Source organism: Microbacterium sp. SLBN-154, assembly GCF_006715565.1.
Classification (GTDB): Bacteria; Actinomycetota; Actinomycetes; order Actinomycetales; family Microbacteriaceae; genus Microbacterium.
The window spans coordinates 1,056,013-1,078,253 of sequence record NZ_VFNL01000001.1 but is presented as its reverse complement, the minus strand read 5'-3'; the positions used below and the strand labels follow the sequence as shown (position 1 = coordinate 1,078,253).

Genomic DNA, 22,241 nt, shown 5'->3' with positions numbered 1-22,241 from the left:
GGGCAGTTTGAACCGTCCCCGGTTCTCTGCCGCTCCTATGCGGGTTCCAGCGCCGGGTGGGCTGGTGTTTCGAGGTCAGCGTAGTAGACAGCTTCGTACTCGTCGGGCGGGACATCGCCTGGCGGAGATCTCTGATTGGTGGATCGGTGATTACGTGGCCGAGTGACGAGTGAGCAATCGACGTAGGAGCGGCTCTGTTCCCGGCCACAACGGGGCGGGTAGGTCCTCAGAGGGGAACCACGCGAAGTCGTCTGCTTCGTTCCTCGGCTCGGGGGCACCCTCGAGCTCGATGATGAATGACAGGCCGATCGCGTGTTTGCGCGGGTCTACCCCGTGATCGTCGGAATCGGCGGGAGTGTCGTCTGGGGGAAACCATTGATACACGTCGAGCGGCTGCGGGTCGCGCGGAAGTCGCAAAGTCACGTCGAGTGTGTCTTTGGCGTGGCGAAGGAGTGCCTGTCTGATCGACTCTCCGCGCAGGATACGGCCGCCGAGGTGGCACCAGACCTTTCCGAAGGGCGAGTCGCGAAGGATCAGTCCGACCTCGGCCCGGGTATCGGGCTGCTGCGGGAAGAAGTCCACGCAAGCGATCGGCATGGTGTCCTCGACGAGGCGGTACCGCTCTGCGGGCAGGTAGGTCACCCCTTGATCCTCCCCCATCACCTCTGCAGTCTCGATGCCGGGTCAGAGCATGAAACACACGTCTGCTAGGAATGTCAGGGCGATTCCCCAACAAGAGGAGCACTATGCGTCTGTCCGTCATCGGTTGTGGTTACCTAGGCGCCGTTCACGCTGCTGCGATGACGTCGATCGGTCACGAAGTGATCGGTATCGACGTCGATGCGCGGAAGATCGCGTCCCTGTCGAAGGGCGAAGCGCCGTTCTTCGAGCCCGGGCTGCAGGAGATCCTGACGGAGGGGATCGCGTCGGGCAACCTGCGCTTCACCACCGACATGTCCGCGGCTGCGGGCGCCAAGGTGCACTTCGTCGGCGTGGGTACCCCACAGGTCAAGGACGGGTACGCCGCCGACTTGACCTATGTGAACGCCGCGGTCGATGGGCTGCTCCCCTACCTCGCCGAGGGCGACATCGTGGCGGGTAAGTCGACGGTGCCCGTCGGCACAGCCGCCGGGCTCGCGCCGCGCGTCAGCGAGACCGGTGCGACGCTGGTGTGGAACCCCGAGTTCCTGCGCGAGGGTTGGGCGGTGCAGGACACCATCGACCCTGATCGTCTTGTTGCCGGCGTTTCCGCGGGCGAGGAGGGCGAGACCGCGGCATCCGTTCTTCGCGAGGTTTACCATCCGTCAGTGGCCAAGGGGACACCGTTTATCGTGACCGACTACGCCACCGCCGAGCTGGTGAAAGTCGCCGCGAACGCGTTCCTGGCGACAAAGATTTCGTTCATTAATGCGATGGCGGAGATCGCCGAGGTCACGGGTGCCGATGTCACTCAGCTCGCCGACGCTATCGGCCACGACGCACGGATCGGACGCCGGTTCCTCGGCGCCGGGATCGGTTTCGGCGGAGGGTGCCTGCCGAAGGACATCCGAGCCTTCTCGGCCCGTGCGGAGGAGCTTGGGCGCGGAGAGTCGGTAGCGTTCCTACGCCAAGTCGATGAAATCAACCTCCGCCGGCGGGATCGCGCCTCGCAGCTCGTCGTTGAGGCGCTCGGCGGTTCGGTGTTCAAGAAGAACATCACGGTGCTCGGTGCCGCCTTCAAGCCGCACAGCGACGACATCCGCGATTCGCCGGCGTTGGATGTGGCGGTGAAGCTGCACGGCCTTGGCGCCTGGGTCACGATTACCGACCCCGCCGCAATCGAGAATGCGCAGCGGGTGCACCCGCAGCTGAACTACGTCGAGGATCGCGACGAGGCGCTGCGCGAAGCGGACGCGGTGATCGTGGTGACGGAGTGGGACGAGTACCGGCGCGAGCTGGATCCGGAGCACGCCGGGTCGCTGGTGCGCGGGAAGGTCGTCGTGGACGGGCGGAATTGCTTGGACGCGGGCGCGTGGCGGGCCGCCGGATGGGAGTACTTCGGGATGGGGCGGCCCTGATCTCGGCACGCCGCTGACGCGGGTACTCCGTCACCGACTGTCGACGCGGAGCGCCTTCGTGTCGCGTGCGTCCCGCGCTGAAGCGCGACGACGGCCGAGCTGGGGCTCCTTTTCCGGGCCGGTAACGTCGTTGTGCGTGTATGGAGAACGTCTTGCCCGCTGGGAACGCATCATCGACTGGCCCCTTATGGGCGCCGCGGTCGCATTTCTGATCGCCTACGCCGCCCAGATTCTCTTCCAACCCGCCGGTCTCGCCGCAGCAGTGGCTGAGGGAGCGATCTACGCCACCTGGGCCATGTTTGCTCTCGACTACGTCGTCCGCCTGGTGATCGCACAGCCCCGCTGGCAATGGTTCTACCGCCACCTTCTCGATCTGGCAATCGTCGTGCTGCCGATGCTCCGCCCGTTGCGCCTGATGCGCTTCCTCACCGTGCTAGCAATTGTTCACCGTGGCGCGGGGACGCTCTTGCGTGGTCGAGTGCTCACCTACACCGTTGGCGCGACGGCTCTCACGATCATCATCGCCGGACTGGCGGTTCTCGACGCAGAACGAGGACAACCGGGCAGCAACATCGAGACGTTCGGCGAAGCGTTGTGGTGGGCTATCGTGACGATCACGACAGTCGGTTATGGCGACTTCTACCCGGTTACGGATCTGGGCCGACTCATCGCCTTTGCTCTGATGCTCGGGGGCATCGCGCTCATCGGTGTCGTCACCGCAACCCTCGCCTCTTGGATCGTGGAGCGTGTCTCACTTGAGACCCAGACATCTGCCACGGCGACCGAGGAACAAGTTGAGGCACTGCGAACCGAGATCGCGGACTTGAAGGACATGATCCGCGGGCTGTCGAGGTCGCGGTAAGGGCAGGCCTGGAAGCGGGAACTGAGAGTGCGAACGGCGTGTTCGCGCTAGCCTGCCGCCAGCGGCATCCAGACCCGCATCGTGGAAGGACCATGGTTTCCCCACCGGTGGTAGGGGATCAGGGGGACCGTGATCTGCTCGCCGAGTGGCCGGGCCGCCGGCGCACCGAACGGCCACGGCTTGTCGTCGAACCCGACCGGCACCATAGGCAGCATGACGCCCTCCTCGGTGTCGATCGGGTCGCCCGCGACACGCAGCTCCTCTGCGCTGTAGTCCGCGTCCGCGGATCGCTCGAGGCACAGCACCAGCGGCCCGCGCTCCACGGCGACCTGCCCGCGGAGCGCGTCGATCCGCGGATCGGGAGACACGACCCGCGGTGCCATCGGAAGATCGAGCACGACCTTGTCGCCGACCCGCAGCGATTCCGCGCGAGCCCAGCCGACCGCCACCGGACGAGATGTCCCGTGCGCTGTCAACGTCGCGCCCGACTCCGCCCACGCCGGCACGCGCAGCACCAGGTCAGGCCCGCCCTCGGGCGCCGCCGTGACCTTGACGGTGATTCGGCCCTCGTGCGGGTATGCCGTCTCGACGTCGACGGTGAGGGTCCCGCCCGGAAGCGAAGCCGTCACCTGCCCCGTGGCGTAGTGCGCGAGATAGAGCGTGTTGTCGTCGGTCGCGGCGAGATAACTCCCCAGCGACGCCAGCGTGCGCGCGACGTTCGGCGGGCAGCACGACACCGCGAACCACGGCGCACGCATGCTCGCGGCGGCGCGCGGGCTCACCTCGTCGGTGGCCGGCACCGTGCCCGGGGCGCGGCGGTGCAGCGTGTTCGTGTAAAAGAAGGAGCGTCCGTCTTCGGCCGGCGAGGTCGCCACCACGTTGTACAGGTTCCGCTCGACCAGGTCGGCGTAGTGCGCCTCCCCCGTTGCGAGCATCATCCGGTGGTAGGTCATCATCGATCCCACCGACGCGCAGGTCTCGCTGTACGCCCGCTCCGACGGCAGCTCCCAGTCCGCGCCGAACGACTCCCCCTCGTGGTGGGCGCCGATGCCTCCGGTCAGGTAAGTGCGGCGTGCGATGGTGCGATCGAGCTGACGCTCAACAGCGTGCAGCAGCTCGTCGTCCTCCAGCTCGACGGCGACATCGATCGCGCCGGCGGCGAGGTACATCGCGCGCACCGCGTGCCCGCGCAGCACGTCGGCGTCGCGCACCGGAACGTCGTCCTGGTAGTACTCCCGGCCGAACTCGATGTCGGCGAGGGTGCCAGTGCCGCGGCGCTCGACGAACAGGCGCGCCTGCTCGAGGTAGCGGGCTTCGCCGGTGGCGCGGGCGAACTCCGCCAGGGCGGTCTCGACCTCGGCATGGCCGCACACCGCCTCGATGCCGCCCGGCCCGAACACCTCGCACACATGATCGGCGGCGCGGCGTGCGACGCGGACCAGGTCGTCTTCACCGTGCGCGCGCAGACGCGCCACGGCGGCCTGCATCAGGTGCCCGTAGCAATAGAGCTCGTGCCCCCACTCAAGGTCTGAGTAGCGCGGCTCCTGGCCCGGGCGACCGAACCGGGTGTTGAGATAGCCGTCGGCCTCCTGCGCGGCGACGATCTTCGCCACCACCGCCTCATAGAGAGACGCGAGCTCCGCGTCATCCGCTCGGGCCATCTCCCACGCCATCGCCTCGAGCAGCTTGTACACGTCGGAGTCGCTGAACTCCCGGCCCGTGCGGTCGTGCGGCAGGCGTCCCTCGACCGCGGCGACGAAGTTGTCGATCCAGCCGAGCCGATCCATCCACGCGTAGCAGTGGCGGATGATCGCGGATCCGTTGAGCTCTTGCATCCGTCCCCAGAAACCGCCGTCGATCTTTACGCCGGTCACCCCGATCGGTGAGAGCGTTCCGCGGCTCGGACTCACCGGTCCGTCGACCGGAGTGGTGACATGGGGGTACTGCAGGAGGGCGTCGCTCACGGTGCGAACCTTTCGAGACGATTACTTGACAGCGCCGAGGGTGAGTCCCTCGCGCAGGAGCCGGTAGGTGAAGAAGAAGAGGATCAGGATGGGCACCGACGTGATGACCGCGAGCGCCATGAGGCCCGGCCAGTTGATGCCGAACGCCGACACCTGCGCCGCGAGCAGCGCGCTCAGCGGGTAGTTGACGGGGCTGAGGAAGAAGTTCACCGCGTAGAGGAACTCTCCCCACGCCAGCAGGAAGACGAGCGTTCCGGTCGTGGCGATGCCGTTGCGTGCGAGCGGCAGCATGACCGAGCGGAACACCCGGATGCTGGAGGCGCCGTCGAGCATCGCCGCCTCCTCGAGGGCGACCGGCACGGCGCGGAAGAAGGGCCGCATCAGCAGGACGGCGAAGGGGGTGAGGAGAGCGGTGTCGGCGATGATGAGGCCGAGGTTGGTGTCGAGCAACCCCCACTGTCCGAAGATCTGGAAGAGCGGAATGACATTCGCGGTCTGGGGCAGCATCTGGAAGACGATGAGTGCCCCGAGGATGATCGTCGTCACCGCCGAGTTGACGCGGGCGAGCCCGTACCCGGCCGGGATGGCGATGGCGAGGGTGAGCAGGGTCGTCCCGGCGGCGATGACGAACGACTGCTGCATGGCCGTGAAGAGCCCGGCGTTGGAGAGCGCCGCGACGTAGGCGTCGATGGTGGGCCGGAACAGCAGGGATGACTGCGACCCGATGACATCCGACGGCGATTTCAACGACGTCAGCACGATCCACAGCAGCGGAACGGCGTACATGAGGAAGAGGACGATGCGGAGGGCGCCCGCGACCGGGCTGGCGAAGAGCTTGCGGGGTGCGCGCCGGGGGCGCGACGAGTCAGTGGTGAGGGTGCGGGTTGCGGTGACGGTCGACATCACTTCTCCTCCTGCCGGACGTTGCGGGCGTAGATCACCGCGAGGACGAGGACCATCAGCACCGCGATCAGCGCCGTGCTGGCGCCGAGGCCGAAGTCGAAGCGAACAAATGCCTGCACATACCCGAGGAAGGGCAGGGTCGTCGTCGCCGTTCCCGGGCCGCCGAAGGTCATCACGTAGATGAAGTCGAACGACCGGAAGCCGTAGACCACGGTCAGCACCGTCAGGATCATGGTCGTCGAGCGCACGGACGGGATGATGACGTGCCGGATCTCCTGCCAGCGCGAGGCCCCGTCGACCCGCGACGCTTCGAAGAGCTCGCCGGGGATGCCGATGATCGCCGCGCGGTAGACCAGGGCGTTGAACGGGATGACGACCCACGAGTTGACGAGGGCGACTGACACCAGCGCCAGACGGTCGTCGAAGAGGAACGGCACCGCGGTCGATGCCAGTCCGAGGTCGGTGAGCAGGGTGTTGAAGAGCCCCTGCGTTCCCAGGAGGAACTTCCAGACACTGCCGTTCACGACCGGCGGGAGCGCCCAGACGAAGACGAGGAGCGCGAGGATGAGGCCCGGCCACTTCCCCGTCGGGGCGAGAAGGATGGCTGCGGCAAGACCCCCGACGAGGCCGAGCACCGTCACGATCGCGACGAAGACGACGGTGTTGATGATGACGCCGCCGAACGCTCCGTCGCCGAAGTTGCGGATGACGTTCTCGAGACCGACGAACTGCCAGTCGGCGCCCAGATTGTCCACCCGCACGTCGCTGAGGCTCATGCGCACCAGCTGCACGACCGGGTAGACCGCGAAGACGAGGAGGAAGAGCGCGGCGGGGAGGATGAAGAAGAGGTGACGGTTGCCGCCGGCGCCGGTGATGCGGCGTCGCCGGGCGGGGGTGCGCCCGCCCCCACCCCGTCGGACGGAGGGTGCGCCGGCGGGCGGCGCGGTGGTCAGGTTCGACACGGGACTCCTCGGTTCGACAGGATGGGGGCGGGCGGTGCTGGCTGGGCTCAGCCTGCGGTCAGAGCAGGCCCTCGAGGGCCGCGAGCACCTGGTCGGCGGCGGCGTCGGGGGTCAGCTGTCCACTGATGACGGCGCTCCAGGCCTGCCCGACGGCGAGCTGGACGTCGGCGACCGACTCGGGAGGAATGACGCCGGCGGGGTAGTTCGTGCCGTTCGACGCGATCGAGTCGGCGAAGGGAGCCATCAGGTCGTTGCCGGTGACGGCTTCGGAGCCTGCCGCATCGGAGCGCGCCGGGATGCTGCCGACGAGCTCGGCGGCGATGACGCCGCCCTCTTCGCTGTAGTAGGTCGCCTCGAGGTAGTCCCAGGCGAGGTCGGGCTGCTCGCTGAAGGCGCCGATGGCCTGGCCTTCACCGCCGAGGTAGACACCGCCCTCCGCGCCGACCGGGAGCGGGACGACGCCGTAGGAGAACTCGGCCGTGGACTCTGCGGTGCCCATCTGCCAGTTGCCGTTCTCGGCGAAGGCGTGGCCGCCGGCCGCGAACGTCTGGAACGGAACCGTCTGGTCCCACGTCGAGGCCTCGCGGGTGAGGGCGCCCGACTCGGTCCAGCGCTGGATCATCGAGAACGCCTCGACGAGGGGCTCGCGCTGCGGGTCGTCGTAGGTGAAGCCGAAGGACGACAGCCACGGGTAGGCCTGCCACTCACCCTGCGAGTTCGGCAGGCCCGAGAGGGTGATGCCCCCCTGTCCTGCATCAACGGCGGCCGTCAGGGCGGCATCCAGTTCCTCGATCGACGTCGGCGGCTCGACGCCGATCTCGCCGAGCACGTCGGCGTTGTACCAGAGACCGAGGAGGTTGACGTAGCCCTGCACGGCGTAGACCGTGTCGTCGAGCGAGTGGATGACCGACTCGGGGAACTGGTCGGCGTCGGCGAAGTCGGCCCAATAGTCGTCGAGCGGGGCAAGCGCGTTGCCGAGGGCGAGGGTGCTCATGTCGGCGCCGTTGAACACGACGACGTCGGGCCCGGTGCTCGATGCCGCGGAGGAGATCAGGCGCGGGTTCAGCTGGTCGTAGGGGACGAAGACGTTCTCGACGGTGACGTCGGGGTTGGCCTCTTCGAACATGGCCTTGTACTCGTCGAGGATCGCGACCTGGTTGTCGTCGCTGAAGTAGTGCCAGACCGTGAGGGTCTGGGCGCCGCCGCCGTCGCCTCCGCCGTCGCCGGACGGGGTCTGGGCGCTCGGGGTGCAACCGGTGAGAGTGAGGGCGACCGCCGCCGCTGACGCGACGAGGATGCGACCCTGGACTCGAGATGCGCTGTTCATGCTCGGGTGCTGCTCCTGATCTCCATTGATGCGGGCGACAAGTTGCGTCGCACGTTCGGAAACATTCCGAAAAGGGTTTCTGTAGGTTAAAGCCGCGGATTGACTGCTGTCAACCGCGCGGTTTCGGAAACATCGGTCTATGATTTTCCGAACCCAGTGCGATGCCCGATCGGGTGCCGTGATCGAGGATGACATCGGAGGCGAAGTGACGGATGCCGGGGCGAAGCGCGCGACGCTGCGCGATGTCGCTCAGCGCGCCGGCGTCTCGGTCGCGACGGCGTCGAAGGCGTTGAACGACCGGCAGCACGTCAGCGCGACCACGCGCGCCCGCGTTCGCGAGGCGGCGGACTCGCTGTCGTTCACCCCGAACGAGACCGCACGGAGCCTGCTCGCCGGCCAGACCGGAACCGTGGGGTTGATCACCGGCGACCTCGAGGGCCGGTTCAGTCTCCCCATCCTCATGGGAGCAGAGGACGCGTTCGGGGCGGGGCGCGTGTCGGTGCTGCTCTGCGATGCGCGCGGCGACGCGATCCGGGAGAAGTATCACCTCGACGCGCTGCTGCGCCGAAACGTCGACGGCATCATCGTCGTCGGGTACCGCACGAACCCGCGCGTGCCGCTGCCGGAGTCCCTCCCGGTTCCGGTGGTTTATGCCTACGCGCCGAGCGAGTCGGCCGATGATGTCTCGGTCATCCCCGACGACGAGACGGCCGGAGTGCTCGCCGCCGATCACCTGCTCACCACGGGGCGTCGGCGCATCGCGCACATCTCCGGCGACCCCGACTACACGGCCGCGACCGATCGCGCGCGCGGTGTCGAGCAGCGCCTGGCGGACGAGGGGCTTCCGCTCGCCCTTGGCCGCCCCCTCTTCGGGTCGTGGTCGGAGCAGTGGGGGCGCACCGCGACGCGGCGCCTCCTCGAGGCCGACCCCGAGATCGACGGCATCGTGTGCGCGAGCGATCAGATCGCGCGCGGCGCGCTGGATGCGCTCAAAGACCTCGGCAGGGACGTGCCGCGCGATGTCGGCATCATCGGCGTCGACAACTGGGAGCCGATGACCACGGGCGCATCGCCCACCCTGACCAGCGTCGACCTCAACCTGAAGGAGCTCGGCCGGGAGGCTGCCGAGCTGCTGTTCGCCTCGATGGCCGGGCCGGTCGAACCGGGGATCCGGCGTGTACGCGGCAGGGTGGTGGCTCGCGAGAGCACCTGATCGTGGTGGCGCCCGACGGGGTTCGGGCCGCGCCTGGGGTCACCCGGTGACGGGGACGCGATCCCGGAAGGTGACCCGGCCCGGGCGGTGCACAGAGAGGAGCTGCACTGTGCCGCCGCTGCGCGCGAGCGCGTAACCGCCCGCCACGTGGACGCCGATGAGCGGACCCTCCCACTCGCCGACGACTTGGGTGCGCGAGCCGGGGGCGACGATCATGCCGCGACCCTCCTTCGTCTGCACGATCGCAAGACGCGCATCGAAGCCGGGGACGAGCTGGGCCGAGACGACGTCGTCGAGCCCGGCGGCGGCCGCGAGGCGCGCGGCCTCGGGTGGTTCCGGCGGCAGAGGCTGCGGGTTCAGCTCGACCTCGCCGCCGTCGCGGCGGAGAAGCATGGTTTCACCGTCGGGCTGCCACTCGTCGACGAACGCCTCGCCTCGCAGGCTGCGCCCGAGGAACACCGTGCCTGCGAGGTCGCGGACGGCCGCGGCATCCGCTTCTCCCACGTCGGAAAGCCAACGGAACTCGGTCGTCTCCACGCTGATGGACCCGGTCAACGGCATCTGCGAGGCGCGCTCAACGGTCACATCGCGCGCGACGGCGCCGATCGCCGCGAACACCGGCACGACCGCGTGGCCGGACTCGTCGGCGAACACCGTCGCCCGCAGTCCCGGCGCGGTCACCGTGACCGCTTCGCCCGCGGTCAACCCGTCGAGGGTGACGATGTGGCTGTTGAAGCCGCGGTGGGCGCCGAGGTGCGCGAGCCAGTCGGGGTCTTCGAGCGGGCCGGTCATGAGGTCGTCGAGGGTCAGCGACTGGCCGAGGACCACCTTCAGCCAGGGCCCGGAGAGGTACAGACAGTCGTCGAGGTAGTTGACCTGCACGTCGAGGGTGCCGTCATCCTTCTGCCGGATGCTCGGGCCCCCGAGATCGACGACACGGGCGCCGCGCGCGGTGCGGACGAGCATGCGGACATCGCTCGTGATTGCGCGCGCCTGACCGACGGTCATATCGAAGCCGGCGCCCGTAGCGCCGACACCGAGATTCGCGGCGAGGTGTTCGTTCGGTGGGTAGAGCGTGGCGCTGCACAGGGCGCCGGCATCGGTGAAGTTCACGCCGGCCTGCACGCGGACGCCGGGACTGTTCGCCGCGAAGCTGCGCGGCGGGTTTCCGCTTCCCACCTTCGCCCGCTCGCGGCAGCTGCCCCACCAGACGGGTCGTCCGAAGCGGAAGACGGTGATGTCGAGCAGCTCGCGTGGCGCGGGGAGCACCGGGCGAACGGGGCCGCCCAGGGTCATCCCTTCTGTGTTGGAGCCGATTCCGCCCCAGCTCGGAACCGACCCGAGGATGTCGGGGAGCGCGGGGAGGGGGATGTCGTAGAAGAACGACTGCGGGCCATCGTGGGTGGCGGTCACGAACGTGCGGCGGACCAGGCTGCGCACTTGCTTGCGCGCTTCGGCCTCGAACGGGCTGGCGACGCCCGTCAGGTTGATCCCCCACGAGGCGGCGAGTCGCAGGGTCGACGGTGCGACGAACCGGGGTGTGACCGTCAGCACCGCGACGGCCGAGGCGACCTCGACTCCGACGAACTCGAGCTGGTACGAGATCGAGGCGCCGATCGCGGGGTCGGCGCCGTTCGGCTGCCAGTGCAGCTGGACGGGGATGCTCGGAGGGATGCGACGGCGCAGCAGGTCGAGCGTCTGGTCGGCGTCGAGGAAGACGCCCCAGTCGTGGGGTGGGGTGAGCGTCGAGTCGAGTTGCGGGGTGAACGCGCCGTCGGCGCCGAAGCGGAGGGCGAGCACGTTGTCGCCCAGGGCGAGGTCGGGCTCGGCGGGAACCCGCGCCTCGAGGGCCGTGACGATCGGGGCGACGTCGAAGAGCTGCTGGCCTTTCAGCTCGGCGAGCTGGTCATTGACGGCCTTCGTCGCTTCGGCGGGGAGCCCTGCGGTGGGCGGTGCCGTGGCATCCAGGATCACGAGGGCCCGGTCTCGGATGCCGATGATGATCTTGGTGACAATGTCGCCGGTCGCCGGGTGGGATGCCGGGGCGCCGGGGGTTGCGCGCAGGTCGGGCTCGAGCACGACGAAGACGCGGACGGCGAGCGACACCTCGATGCTCCCGTCGGCGAGCTGCGCGAAGGCGACCGAGTCGGGGACGGTGTCGAGATGGTCGACGATGACCGGGAGCGGGGTGGGCACACACCGGGTGAAGAGGCGGGGTTGCACCCACTGGGTGATCGCGTGCGCGATGACGGATTCGCGGATGTGGAGTTCGAGCGTCATTGCCGTCGCCTTCCTGGTGTCGGCCGGTGCGGGGTCGGCCTCTGCAGTGTCAGAGGACGAACCGAGACCGGTGATACCGGAGGGCGCAACCCAGGCGGCGAGAGCGCGATCTTGCCGTATCGGATGAATCGCCCTTGGCGACGGCGACGCCGCCGCGATCAGCCGATGCGAATGGCGATGTCTGTCACGGTCACGCCCCGCGGAAACTTGCCCGCCGCATCGACCTCACCGGTCAGCAACGAAACGCTGTACAACCTGCTCTCGCCGTTCGCGGCCAGCACCGCGAACCCGGCATTGTCGGCGGTGATGTCGAAGCCGGCGTCGGGTGCGGCGTCGACTCCGAGCTTGCCGGTCGACGCCAGCAATCCGGCGTTGGCCGGCGACTGCAGCACGACCTGATCGAGCGTCGTGTCGATGTTGAACAGTGTCGTGCTGGTGGCAGGGTCGAGATCGTTGTTGGTATACGCCGCCGCGGTCACTCCCACGCCCGTCGTCGCGGCTGCTGTCGGAGTCGCCGGGTATGTGAGGGGGCCATCCGCGACCGTGGTTCCTCCGACGACGTCGTGCCGGAGATTCTGGCCGGTGTCGCTGATCACTCGCAGCCGGTCGGCAGCGGGATTGAAGTCGACACCGAAGTTCGTGCCAGACGGGGCGATCGTCAGCTGCGACACCTTCGTGGCGGTGGCGCCGGCGAGGGTGTAGACGCCGCCAAGATCGCCCACTCCGTACAGCAGCCCATCCTGCACGCGGTAGTCGATGCCGATCAGTCGCGAGTCACCGCTCAATCCGGTTATGGCGCCAACGGGCTTCGCAACGGAGGGCGTCAGGGTGTTGAACGACACCAGCTTGCCGTCAGAGGTGAGACCGATCGCCGGCTTGGCGGTGACGATCGCCTGCGGCGCCGGGCTTCCGCCGATACCGGCGGCGACAGATGCGGCGAGGAACCCGACGGCTACTCCGGACGCGACCCACTTCGTGCGCTTCATTGCGTGCTCCTTGTCAGGCCATAGTGGCAATTGCCAATGTTTCGGAGCGCTGCGCTTTTGGCGCCGAGTTCCCTTCACCAGCAAGTCAAGGGAACTCGGTGGTCACCACGCTGATCTCGGCCGGCCGGAGCAGATGCGACGCAAGCCCGAGCGTGACATCAAGGAGGGTTTCGCCGATCGCAACGAAACGCCGGCAGGCTGGGCGGGTATGTGCAAAAAGGTGCGTCGGTAGTACTGATCTTCGATTCTTGACCCAGTGTTGCGGGCGCAATATCGGAGCCCCCTGCGATGATGTGAGCAGGTCATCGAGACGGGGATTGCAGTGGACGCGGACGAGAAGCGGCGGCGGGCGGAGGACAAGCGCGCCGGGGTGTTCGCGGACGAGCTGGCCAAGCTGCAGCGTGCGGAGGCGAAGCTTGCCGCGAAGAAGACCCGCTTGCTCGCGGACGCGTACGCGTTGACGTTGGAGCAGCGGTCGCGGGTCGGGTCGGTGTCGTCGCGGGAGCGGGATATGCCGCTGCGGTCGATGGCCCTCGAGCTCGGGATGGCGGTGCGGGTCAATGACCGGTCGATGCAGTCCCAGATGCATGACGCGCACGAGCTGATCGAGCTGTTCCCGCAGACGATGGAAGCCCTGATCGAGGGCCGGGTCACGCGGGCGCATGCGCAGGTCATCCAAGACGCCGGTCGGGTGATCGAGGACCCGGTGGATCGGGCGGCGTTCGAGCGGATCGTGTTGGTGGAGGCGGAGCGGCAGACGGTGCCGCGGACGAAGAAGTACGCCATCCAGCGCGCTGCGGTGTTGGATCCGCGGCCGTTGCAGGAGCGGCATGACACGGCGATACGGGAGCGGCGGGTGTGGGTCACTGACCTGGATGACACCCTGTCGGCGTTGACGATCCTGGGCGGGAATGTCTACATCCACGGTGCGTACAACCGGCTCACCGGGCAGGGCACCACGATCAAGGACGTCGACCGCGCGAAGCGGCGCGAGTACGCGGCCACGCAGGTCGAAGCTGAAGCGAACAGCGGGAGCGGCGGCACGGGGTCCGGGTCGGGGCCGGGGTCAGGTGCGGGGTCAGGTGCGGGGTTCAGGCTCGGCGAGACCGGGACGGACGACAACGGGAGCGTCAGCGGAGACACCGCGGAGCCGTGGTTCGACGACCGCTCACTGGATGAGATCCGCTGCGACCTCGCCCTGGACATGCTCCTCGCCGGATCCCCGGTCATCGACCCCACCGACGGGGCGAAGGGTGGGCTCGGCGCCATCACCGCCGAGGTGCAGATCACCATCCCGATCACCACCCTCACCGGAGTCACCGGGTCCGGGGCGGAATTGAACGGAGTCACCCCGGTCGACCCGGAGACCGCCAGACGGCTGGCCGGAACCGCGAGGGTGTGGGACCGGGTGATGACCGACCCCATCACGGGCGTGGTGACCGCGGTCGACAGGTACACCCCACATCCATCCCAAACCCGCTTCCTCAACGCCAGAGACGTCACCTGCCGAACACCGGGATGTCGAAGGCCCGCGAAACTCTGCGACAAGGATCACTCCAGGGACTTCGCGTTGGGCGGACCAACCTCCAACGACAACCTCTGCAACGAATGCGCCCGACACCACACGTTGAAACACGCGACGAACTGGCACGTGCAACAACTGCCCGGCGGCATTCTCACCTTCACCAGTCCGGGCGGGAAGAACTACGACAGCCACCCACCCTCACGGGTCGCGTTCGTCCCCACCGACGACGGCGCACTCGCGGTCGCACCCTTCTGATCTGCATCGCGAGAGGCGATATGGGCGAGCCCGTGCTGCGCGACGTGCGGGCGGAGGTTCTCGACTGCGGCGACGGAGGAATTGTGCGACCGATCGACTGCGAGAAAGACCGCCGGTTCTGCAGCAATGGGGAATTGCGGTTGCATCCGACTTCCCTTTTCCGCGCTTTTCCACCTTTCTCGATCGCGACTTGCCTTTTTCTTTTTTCGGGCTATGGTGAGGGCATGTTCATGACCGCACCCTTTGTGACCACAGCGCAACCGCTGTGCGACCAGGTTGTGCGGTTCGTGCTGGACATCGCGGGAGCCCGCCATGAGGTTCTTCCGCCCCGGATGACGGCAGCGAGAGCAGCATCCCCTTCGCTCTCCACCCGTCGCGCTCCACCGTGAACGAGCCCGTATCGCTACGGCCTTTCTCGCACTGACAGCGCGTCGCATATGCGGCGCTTTTTTTGTACCCAATTGGCGGCTTCGCGCGCTGTCGATTTCTTTTCTATGCCCTTTTTCAGGAGTTCTTATGTCGCTCGACACTGCGCCTCGATCCGCACCAAAAATCGACACCGCCCGCATCCGCCGTTTCCTTGAAGAGGAGTTACGGGAACGGGAAGCCATCATCCGCGAAGCCAGCCCGAACGCCGCGCCGAACGTCGACCCGGTGTCGTGGGCGACCAGTAAGGCGACCCAGCGGGTGATGGATCAGATCACCGCCGCGCTCGACCGACTCGAAGCCGGGACGTACGGCCGCTGCATCCGCTGCGGGGGCGCCATCGTCGCGGCCCGGCTGGACATCATGCCCTACGCCGAGAACTGCATCGATTGTCAGCGCGATGTTGACAGACGTTGAGGTTCTGACGGGCCATCCGCACGCCGCCTCGCCCAGCGGGGAGCACGCGCGGGTGCCGACGATCGCCGTGATCGGCGACGCGCTCGAATGCCTGGCGGCGATTCGTTCTGCGCCGGAAGCGCGCACGATTGCGAGTGTCCGTGCGGTCACGGGCGGCTATCGCGCGGTGGTCATCGGCGTCGACATCCGCGGACTGCGCACACCGCGGGAGGTGCGGGCGCGCCTGCGGCATATCGAAGATCAGTGTGCGTCGCTGTGCGGGCGGATGCGGCGGCTCGAGCACATCCTCCTCGTTGTGAACGGCTCTGACGTTCCTTCCGAAGACACCCTGTTGCGGATGAATGACAGCGCCGCCCGGCGAATCCACACCCAACTCGAGCAGGCCTACGCGCGATCGATCGTGATCACCGCGGTCCTCGCCGAACGGTGCGATGACGCGGAGCTTCTCGCATCCCGAGTGATCGCGCGGGCGCGGGAACGCGAAGCCCTCGACGCCGGGATCGCACTGCGCTGGACGGACATCGTCCGTACCTCGATCGGCGTCGCCGGGATGAACGCCTACCTCTGAGTGGGCGCCACCCCACCCACGAATCCCACCCGAAGGAGTTCACCATGTTCACCACCCCCGTTCCTGTCGCGGCCCGCGTGGTGCACCGCGTGCTGTCACGCCGGCGAAGAGCGGATGACGCGGCGGCGGTCGCTGCGGAAACTCCGCGCCGCTCGCGCCGCGTGACGGGCACCGCGCCCTCGGCGAAATGGCTCGCCCTCGGCTGACAGCCCAGACCCTCTCTAGAGAAAGGAAGGTGCATCGCAATGACCGGCAAGACGCCTCGGAGCACCAATGTCAAGAAGGAGCCGAAGCTTACCCTCAAGGAGAAGCGCGAGGCCAAGCGCGCGAAGGCCGCGGCTGACTCGGTGAGGCCGCGTAAGTCGCGCTGACCCGCGGCCCGCCGGTGAGGAGAGCGGCCGCGGAATCGGAGGAGGGGAGAACAACACTCCCCTCCTCCGTCATGACGGCGTTGGGCGTGGGACGGCGCGCGGCGGCATCCGAATCATGACCGACGCCGACGGGACATTCGGCCCGCCTGCATCGTCGAACCGGTCATACGGTCGCGCCATGGTCTCGGTGAGTGATCCCACAGCGCCCGAGTGGACGGTGCTGTATCGCACCGCGGGCGTTGCCGCGCTGCTTTACGTCGCCTCCCTGGTTGCGGCGCTCGTTCTCTTCGCGGTGAACCCGCCGCCGGTCTCGGACGGCGGCGAGGTGCTGCGATTCATTGCCGCCCACAAGGTGTCGTACGTCGCGCAGCAGATCCTCTGGTTCGTGCCGGCGGTGTTCGGGCTGATCGTCTTCGTCGCCCTGTTCGTCGTGCTGTTCGCAACGAGCCCGAGCCTCGCGGTGCTGGGGTTCGCGATCGGGGCTGCCTCGTGGACGGCGCTGCTGGCCGTGCCGGTGACCAGCGAGGGAACCCTGTCACTCGTGACTCTGAGCGATCAGTTCGTGTCGGCCAACCTGGCGCAGCAACCGGGCTTCGTCGCCGCCGCCGAGGCGCTCCTCGCCGAGAACGGGACGCCAGCGCTCGCGGGCGTGCTGACACCCCTCGGGATCCTGCTCATCTCCCTCCCCCTGTCGAGAGGCGTGCTTCCGCACTGGGTGGGGTGGCTGGGTGTGGGAACCGGGGCGCTCGGCCTCGCGAGCGAGGCGCTGCGGTTCGCGGTGCCCGCCCTGTACACCGTCTACGGACCGCTGCTGTGGGTCTGGTTCGCGGCCGTCGGTGTCGCGCTGCTGCGGTTGCCGCTGCGTGACGGGGCCTCGCGTGGGGTGGGGCTTCCGGGCGAAGGGATGCCGACGGTTGCGGCGCCGTCGGCGTCTCTCGACGTGGCCACGGGTGGAAGGCGCCGTCGGTCGTGAGGGGATGCTCCTGAGGAGAAACCGCGTGCCCGGGGGCGCGAAGTGTTGCGGCGGGGCCGCGGCATCCATCGATCGGATCTCGCGGCCCCGCCCTGCGCCTCAGTACTTGGCCGACTGGCCGCCGTCGATCGGGATGACGGTGGCGTTGACGTACGACGCGTCGTCGGAGAGGAGGAACGCGACGACCGACGCGATCTCGGGGGCCTCGCCGTAGCGCTTGGTGGGGTTGGCCTGAATGAACTGCTCGGCCGCCTGGCGCGGGTTCTCGGCGTCGAGCTGCTTCATGGAGTTCTCGACCATCGGAGTCCAGATCGCGCCGGGCGCGACGGCGTTGATGCGCACGCCGAACTCGCCGTACTCCACCGCAGAGTTGCGGGTGAGGCCGACGACGCCGTGCTTGGCGGCGGCGTAGCCCGACTGGCGCCCGATACCGCGGATGCCGCCGACGCTCGCGGTGTTCACCACGGCGCCACTCCCCTGCGCGCGCATGACCTTCAGCACCTTCTCGAGGCCGAGGAACACACCGCGCAGGTTGATCGACACGACCCGGTCGAACTCGTCGGCCGAGAAGTCTTCGGTGAGGTTCTGCTTGCCCTCGATGCCGGCGTTGTTGAAGAAGCCGTCGATGCGGCCGAAGGCCGCGAGGGTCTCGTCGACGTAGCGCTGGGTGTCGTCTTCGCTCGAGACATCGGCGGTGACGGTCACGAGCGTGGCGTCGGGGGCGACGTCGCGGACGGCCTGCACCGTGGCATCCAGCCCGTCCTTCGAGACGTCGACGAGCGAGAGGTTCGCACCCTCCGAGGCCAGTCGCACCGCGGTCGCGCGGCCGAGGCCGGAGCCGGCTCCGGTGATGAGGACGGTGCGGTCGGTGAATCGTTCAGTCATGTCTCTCGCCTTTCGTCTCGAGACTCCGGCCGTTCGCGTTGTGAGCTCGTGAACCGGATGCCTCATCTGTGCGTGTTCTCTGGGTGCAACCGCCCGTGGTTCGATCTATTCCTCTGCATGAATATGCAGGGTTCGGGGCGGGGCGTGTTCGGGGCGCGCCGGAACACCGTTCGTTCATGCCGCGTCCATCTCATCGACACCGCCCCCTCATGTCACGACGCGGCTGCCTCCGTAGGGTCGCCGGGTCGGCCCCGTGAACCTTTGGGCACGACCTCCCCTCATCGAACCGGAAGGTACTTCGCTTGCCCGCGCCTGCAACACCTCTTTCCTCCTCTGCTCCCCCACGGCGACGCCTCGCTGCCGCGCTGCTCGTCGCCGTGGTCACCACGACGACGGTGGGAGTCGGCACACTCGCTCCGATGCCGGCGGTCGCCGCACCCGACACGGGCGGCTTCGACCTCGCCGGCGGAGACTCCACCCTTCTCTCCGCCGACTCGCAGACGCTCGCCCCCGGGCTCGAGCTCACCGACTTCCGCCGACTGCAGCCGGCCGGGTGGGTCACCGGTCACGTCATGCGCGCTGATCTCACCACACCCACTCTCTCGCTCGACGTCCTCGACGCCGGCACAGTCTCGGGAGGTGCGACGCTCAGCGAGCAGATCGCCGGCACCGGCGCGATCGCTGCGATCAACGGCGACTACTCCGACATGAACAACTCCACCGCGCCCGTCGGCACCAACGTGTCGCCGACCCAGGGTGTGCGCTCGGCAGCCCCGGATGAGCGCCCTGCGTTCACGCTGAGCGACGGACTCGCGGCCGTCCAGGCGCTGGCCTCTGCGGCGACGGTGACGATCGACGGCACCTCCCACCGTGTCTCGGGCGTCAACAGCCCGGCGATCGGAGCGAACGGCATCGGGTGGTACACCGCGGCATGGGGCGCGCACCCGCTCGCCCGCGCTCTGGGCGCACCCGCCGCGCTCGCCTCGCCGATGGCCGCCGTCACCGTGCAGGACGGGGTGGTCACCGAGGTGAGCACAGACCCCGCATCCGTCACCGGCGAGACCACCATCGCCGACGGCACCGGTGTGCTCATCGGGCGAGAAGCCGGCGCCGCCACCCTGGCCGCGCTCGAGGTCGGCGACACCGTCGACGTCGCCGTCGCGACATCCGCAGACGTCGATCTCGCCGTGAGCGGCGCGCAGCGCCTCGTCATCGACGGCGTGCAGACCGACGCCGAGCAGGTCGAGGCCGCGCGCACCGCCATCGGCGTGAGCCGTGACGGCACCGAGATCACCGTCGTCACGATCGACGGGCGGACGGGCGACAGCCGCGGCATGACGCTGCAGGAGCTCGGCGACCTGATGCTCGACCTCGGCGTGCACAACGCCGTGAACCTCGACGGCGGTGGCTCGACCATGCTCGCCGTTCGCGAGCCGGGTGAGAGCGAAGCATCCCTGCACAACCGTCCGTCGGACGGCACCGAGCGCGTCGTCGCCAACAGCCTCGCGTTCTTCTCCTCCGCACCGGCGGGGGTCGTCTCCGACGTGCGGGTCGCACCCGCGCTCGACGGCACCGACGCCGACGCGGTCTTCCCTGGGCTGCACCGCACGCTCGCCGGCACGGGCCTCGACGACAACCTCGCGGGCGTCGTGGTCTCGGGTGCGTTCGAGACGACGGATGCTGCGGTCTCGCTCGCCCCGGAGGGCGACGCGTCCGTCGTGGTGGAGGGCGTCACCCCGGGCACAGCCACCGTCGCCTTCACGGCGGAGGGCAAGAGCGCCTCGACCCAGGTGCGGGTGCTCGGAGACCTCGAGCGGATCCGCCCGAGCGCGACGGTGATCGCCCTGTCCGAGCCCGGGCAGACCGCGACCGTGCGCCTCACCGGCCTCGACGCCGATGGCTTCACCGCCCCGATCGAGGCGCGCGATGTCACCGTCGAGAACGGCGCGGATGTCGCGGTCGAGGCCACCGGACTCGGTGAGTTCACCGTTTCGCCGGTCGTCGACAGCGGTTCGGCGACGGTGACCTTCACCGCCGGAGGCCGCAGCGTCGACGTCGCGGTGACGATCGGGTACGACACCCTCCCCGTCGCCGACTTCGCCGACGCCGCCGAGTGGACCGCCGGCGTCGCGCGTGCCACCGGAACGCTGACCCCGGCCACTGGGCCGGACGGGCAGCCTGCGCTCACCCTCTCGTACGACTTCACCACCTCCACCGGCACCCGCGGGTACTACGCGATCGTGCCGGGAGAAGCCGCCACCGGCGGACGTGTGCTCGAGGGCCAGCCCCAGGCGCTGACGATGTGGATGCACGGTGACGGATCGGGCGCGTGGCCTCGCCTGCAGCTGAAGACCGGCGCCGGCACCACCATCAACCTCGACGGGCCGATGGTCGACTGGACCGGATGGCAGCAGGCGCGGTTCACCGTGCCGGCGGGGACGGCGTATCCGCTCACGTTCCAGCGGGTGCGGATGATGGAGACCCGCCCCACCGCCAGCTACCAGGGCGAGGTGACGATCGCCTCTCTCGAGTCGGTCGTCGCACCCGACGTGGAGCAGCCGGTCGCACCCCGCGTCTTCGACCCGGTGATCGTCACCGACGGTACGGTCGACGATCGCGCGCAGCGCATCGCGGTGATGAGCGACGCCCAGTTCGTAGCGCGCAACCCCGACAGCGAGCTGGTGCAGGCCGCGCGAGAGACGTTCCGCGAGATCGTGGCGGCAGACCCCGACTACCTCGTCATCAACGGCGACCTGGTCGATGAGGCGTCCGTCGCCGACTTCGAGCTCGCCGCCCAGATCCTGGAGGAAGAGATCGGCGACCGGATCCCGTACGTCTACGTGCCGGGCAACCACGAGATCATGGGCGGCGCCATATCGAACTTCATCGACGCGTTCGGCGACCCGTACCGCTCCGTCGACCTCGGCGGCACGCGCATGATCACGTTGAACAGCGCAGCGGGGTCGTTCCGGGCCTCGGGTCTAGAGCAGCTGCGGTTCCTCGACGAGCAGCTTGCCGACGCGGCATCCGACTCGTCGGTCACCGGCGTGCTGGTGTTCTCGCACCATCCCGCCGACGATCCGCTGCCGTCGAAGGCGAGCCAGCTCGCCGATCGCTACGAGGCGGCGCAGTTCGTCGAGACGCTCACGCAGTTCCGGGCCGACACGGGCAAGTCGGCCGCGATGGTCAACGGGCACGTCGGCGTCTTCGACGCCACGAGCTATGACGGCGTCAGCCGTGTGCTCGGCGGCAACGCCGGCAAGGGTCCGTCGGGAACCCCGGATGCCGGTGGCTTCACCGGCTGGACGATGCTCGGCGTGAACCCGGGTGCGGGTGTCGTCGGCGCGTCGCCCGAGGTGGTCGTCGACCGGGTGCGCTGGATGCAGGCCGAGACCAAGCCCCGCGTGTCGGCGGTCGACCTCGAGGCGCCCACGGTGCTCGAGGTCGGCGAAACCGCCGCGGTGTCCGCCACCTTCGAGCAGGACGGCGAGCGAGTCGTGCCGGTCGCCTGGCCGGTGTCGGCCGACTGGGCGGGCGACGGCATCGATGTCGTGACCGACCTGATCAGCACGCCTTCCCGGCTCGAGGCCGCCGCCGAGGGAGTGCTGCGCCTCAACCCGGCGACCGGCGAAGTGACCGCTGTCGCCGCCGGTGAAGCGACGCTGTCGGTGACGGTGAACGGCGTGACCCAGGCGGTCGACGTGACGGTCGTCGGCGAGCCGGGTGAACCGGGTGAGCCTGGGGAACCCGGGGAACCCGGGGAGCCCGGAGAGCCTGGGGAGCCCGGGGAGCCGGGAGAGCCGGGTGAGCCCGGGGAACCCGGGGAACCCGGTGAGCCTGGGGAGCCCGGTGAGCCCTCGGAGCCTGGCGAGCCCGGTCAGCAGCCCGGCGATGGCGGAGCTCCGGCGACCGGCGGCGACGGGGCGAGCTCGGGCGGTCAGCCGACGAGTGCCGGCGACGACGATCTCGCGACGACCGGATTCGAGAGCACCCCGCTGCTGTGGACGGCGCTCATCGCGCTCCTCCTCGTGGGCGCGGGCGCCGGGCTCCGAACCTGGCGCGTTCGCCGCGCCCGCCAGCAGGAGATCTGACGCGACGAACGACAGAGCCCCCGGTGCCGTTGTGGCGCCGGGGGCTCTTCGTCGTCGCGGTCGTGAGGAGATCCGCGTTCCTGCGGATGACGTTGCCGCGGCAGCATCCTCGTGAGTGCGGATCTCCGCAGGAGCGCGGAATCGGGCGTGCATACTTCTTCGATTGCGCGCAATTG

18 protein-coding genes are annotated in these 22,241 nt (G+C 68.7%); 10 read left to right on the top strand and 8 right to left on the bottom strand.

All coding sequences use genetic code 11. The annotated features are described in order from the left end of the window. Window positions 1-150 precede the first annotated feature (150 nt). Window positions 151-642 (bottom strand): DUF4916 domain-containing protein, encoded by a 492-nt coding sequence (locus tag FBY40_RS05465; protein WP_160141353.1) that lies wholly within the window; start codon window positions 640-642, stop codon window positions 151-153. Window positions 643-746: 104 nt separating this feature from the next. Between FBY40_RS05465 and FBY40_RS05460 the strand changes: the two genes are divergently transcribed. Both FBY40_RS05460 and FBY40_RS05455 read left to right on the top strand, forming a co-directional pair. Further along, a complete protein-coding gene (locus FBY40_RS05460; protein ID WP_141937017.1) occupies window positions 747-2,057 on the top strand; it encodes a UDP-glucose dehydrogenase family protein in 1,311 nt (436 codons plus the stop codon). Window positions 2,058-2,193: 136 nt separating this feature from the next. Further along, on the top strand, window positions 2,194-2,919 hold the full coding sequence (locus FBY40_RS05455; protein ID WP_235014599.1) for a potassium channel family protein: 726 nt from the start codon (window positions 2,194-2,196) through the stop codon (window positions 2,917-2,919). A 47-nt stretch (window positions 2,920-2,966) separates the two neighbouring features. Here FBY40_RS05455 and FBY40_RS05450 read toward each other — a convergent pair whose 3' ends face one another. From FBY40_RS05450 to FBY40_RS05435, 4 genes are read right to left on the bottom strand one after another with little or no spacing between them, the layout of a single operon-like run. Continuing rightward, window positions 2,967-4,883: a glycoside hydrolase family 127 protein gene (locus tag FBY40_RS05450; RefSeq protein WP_268815531.1), complete on the bottom strand. Its 1,917-nt coding sequence runs from the start codon at window positions 4,881-4,883 to the stop codon at window positions 2,967-2,969. Window positions 4,884-4,904: 21 nt separating this feature from the next. Further along, window positions 4,905-5,786, bottom strand: coding sequence for a carbohydrate ABC transporter permease (locus FBY40_RS05445; RefSeq protein ID WP_141937016.1), 882 nt, complete (start codon window positions 5,784-5,786; stop codon window positions 4,905-4,907). Then, window positions 5,786-6,748, bottom strand: a complete 963-nt coding sequence (locus tag FBY40_RS05440) for a carbohydrate ABC transporter permease (protein ID WP_141937014.1) — start codon at window positions 6,746-6,748, stop codon at window positions 5,786-5,788. Before FBY40_RS05440 ends, FBY40_RS05445 begins: the two co-directional genes overlap by 1 nt. Before the next feature lie 58 nt (window positions 6,749-6,806). Continuing rightward, a complete protein-coding gene (locus tag FBY40_RS05435) occupies window positions 6,807-8,075 on the bottom strand; it encodes a sugar ABC transporter substrate-binding protein (protein ID WP_160141352.1) in 1,269 nt (422 codons plus the stop codon). Between the two features lie 139 nt (window positions 8,076-8,214). Between FBY40_RS05435 and FBY40_RS05430 the strand changes: the two genes are divergently transcribed. Next, complete coding sequence (locus FBY40_RS05430; protein ID WP_141937011.1) at window positions 8,215-9,288, top strand: LacI family DNA-binding transcriptional regulator; 1,074 nt, start codon at window positions 8,215-8,217, stop codon at window positions 9,286-9,288. 39 nt (window positions 9,289-9,327) lie between these two features. On the opposite strand, the gene FBY40_RS05425 is transcribed toward FBY40_RS05430, so the two are convergent. Continuing rightward, complete coding sequence (locus FBY40_RS05425) at window positions 9,328-11,568, bottom strand: hypothetical protein (protein ID WP_141937010.1); 2,241 nt, start codon at window positions 11,566-11,568, stop codon at window positions 9,328-9,330. 158 nt (window positions 11,569-11,726) lie between these two features. Further along, window positions 11,727-12,554, bottom strand: coding sequence for a DUF4394 domain-containing protein (locus tag FBY40_RS05420; protein WP_141937008.1), 828 nt, complete (start codon window positions 12,552-12,554; stop codon window positions 11,727-11,729). Window positions 12,555-12,876: 322 nt separating this feature from the next. On the opposite strand from FBY40_RS05420, the gene FBY40_RS05415 reads away from it, so the two are divergent. The 6 genes from FBY40_RS05415 (at window position 12,877) to FBY40_RS05395 (ending at window position 17,089) form a co-directional block, all read left to right on the top strand. Further along, the gene (locus FBY40_RS05415; protein ID WP_141937007.1) at window positions 12,877-14,334 is read left to right on the top strand and encodes an HNH endonuclease signature motif containing protein; all 1,458 of its coding nucleotides are present in this window, start codon (window positions 12,877-12,879) and stop codon (window positions 14,332-14,334) included. A 516-nt stretch (window positions 14,335-14,850) separates the two neighbouring features. Further along, window positions 14,851-15,177, top strand: a complete 327-nt coding sequence (locus tag FBY40_RS05405) for a TraR/DksA family transcriptional regulator (protein WP_141937004.1) — start codon at window positions 14,851-14,853, stop codon at window positions 15,175-15,177. Then, window positions 15,161-15,745 carry a hypothetical protein gene (locus tag FBY40_RS05400; protein WP_141937003.1) on the top strand — a complete coding sequence of 195 codons (585 nt, stop codon included), beginning with the start codon at window positions 15,161-15,163 and terminating at the stop codon, window positions 15,743-15,745. Before FBY40_RS05405 ends, FBY40_RS05400 begins: the two co-directional genes overlap by 17 nt. 44 nt (window positions 15,746-15,789) lie before the next feature. Continuing rightward, the gene (locus tag FBY40_RS17280; RefSeq protein ID WP_160141351.1) at window positions 15,790-15,951 is read left to right on the top strand and encodes a hypothetical protein; all 162 of its coding nucleotides are present in this window, start codon (window positions 15,790-15,792) and stop codon (window positions 15,949-15,951) included. Window positions 15,952-15,990: 39 nt separating this feature from the next. Continuing rightward, window positions 15,991-16,116, top strand: coding sequence for a hypothetical protein (locus FBY40_RS17655; RefSeq protein WP_268815530.1), 126 nt, complete (start codon window positions 15,991-15,993; stop codon window positions 16,114-16,116). Between the two features lie 178 nt (window positions 16,117-16,294). Next, window positions 16,295-17,089, top strand: coding sequence for a DUF4386 family protein (locus tag FBY40_RS05395; RefSeq protein ID WP_160141350.1), 795 nt, complete (start codon window positions 16,295-16,297; stop codon window positions 17,087-17,089). 99 nt (window positions 17,090-17,188) lie between these two features. On the opposite strand, the gene FBY40_RS05390 is transcribed toward FBY40_RS05395, so the two are convergent. Continuing rightward, window positions 17,189-17,974 (bottom strand): glucose 1-dehydrogenase, encoded by a 786-nt coding sequence (locus tag FBY40_RS05390; RefSeq protein ID WP_141937000.1) that lies wholly within the window; start codon window positions 17,972-17,974, stop codon window positions 17,189-17,191. Window positions 17,975-18,276: 302 nt separating this feature from the next. Here FBY40_RS05390 and FBY40_RS17435 point away from each other — a divergent pair, with 302 nt between their 5' ends. Then, window positions 18,277-22,065: a phosphodiester glycosidase family protein gene (locus tag FBY40_RS17435; RefSeq protein WP_200829930.1), complete on the top strand. Its 3,789-nt coding sequence runs from the start codon at window positions 18,277-18,279 to the stop codon at window positions 22,063-22,065. The last annotated feature ends 176 nt before the right edge of the window (window positions 22,066-22,241 follow it).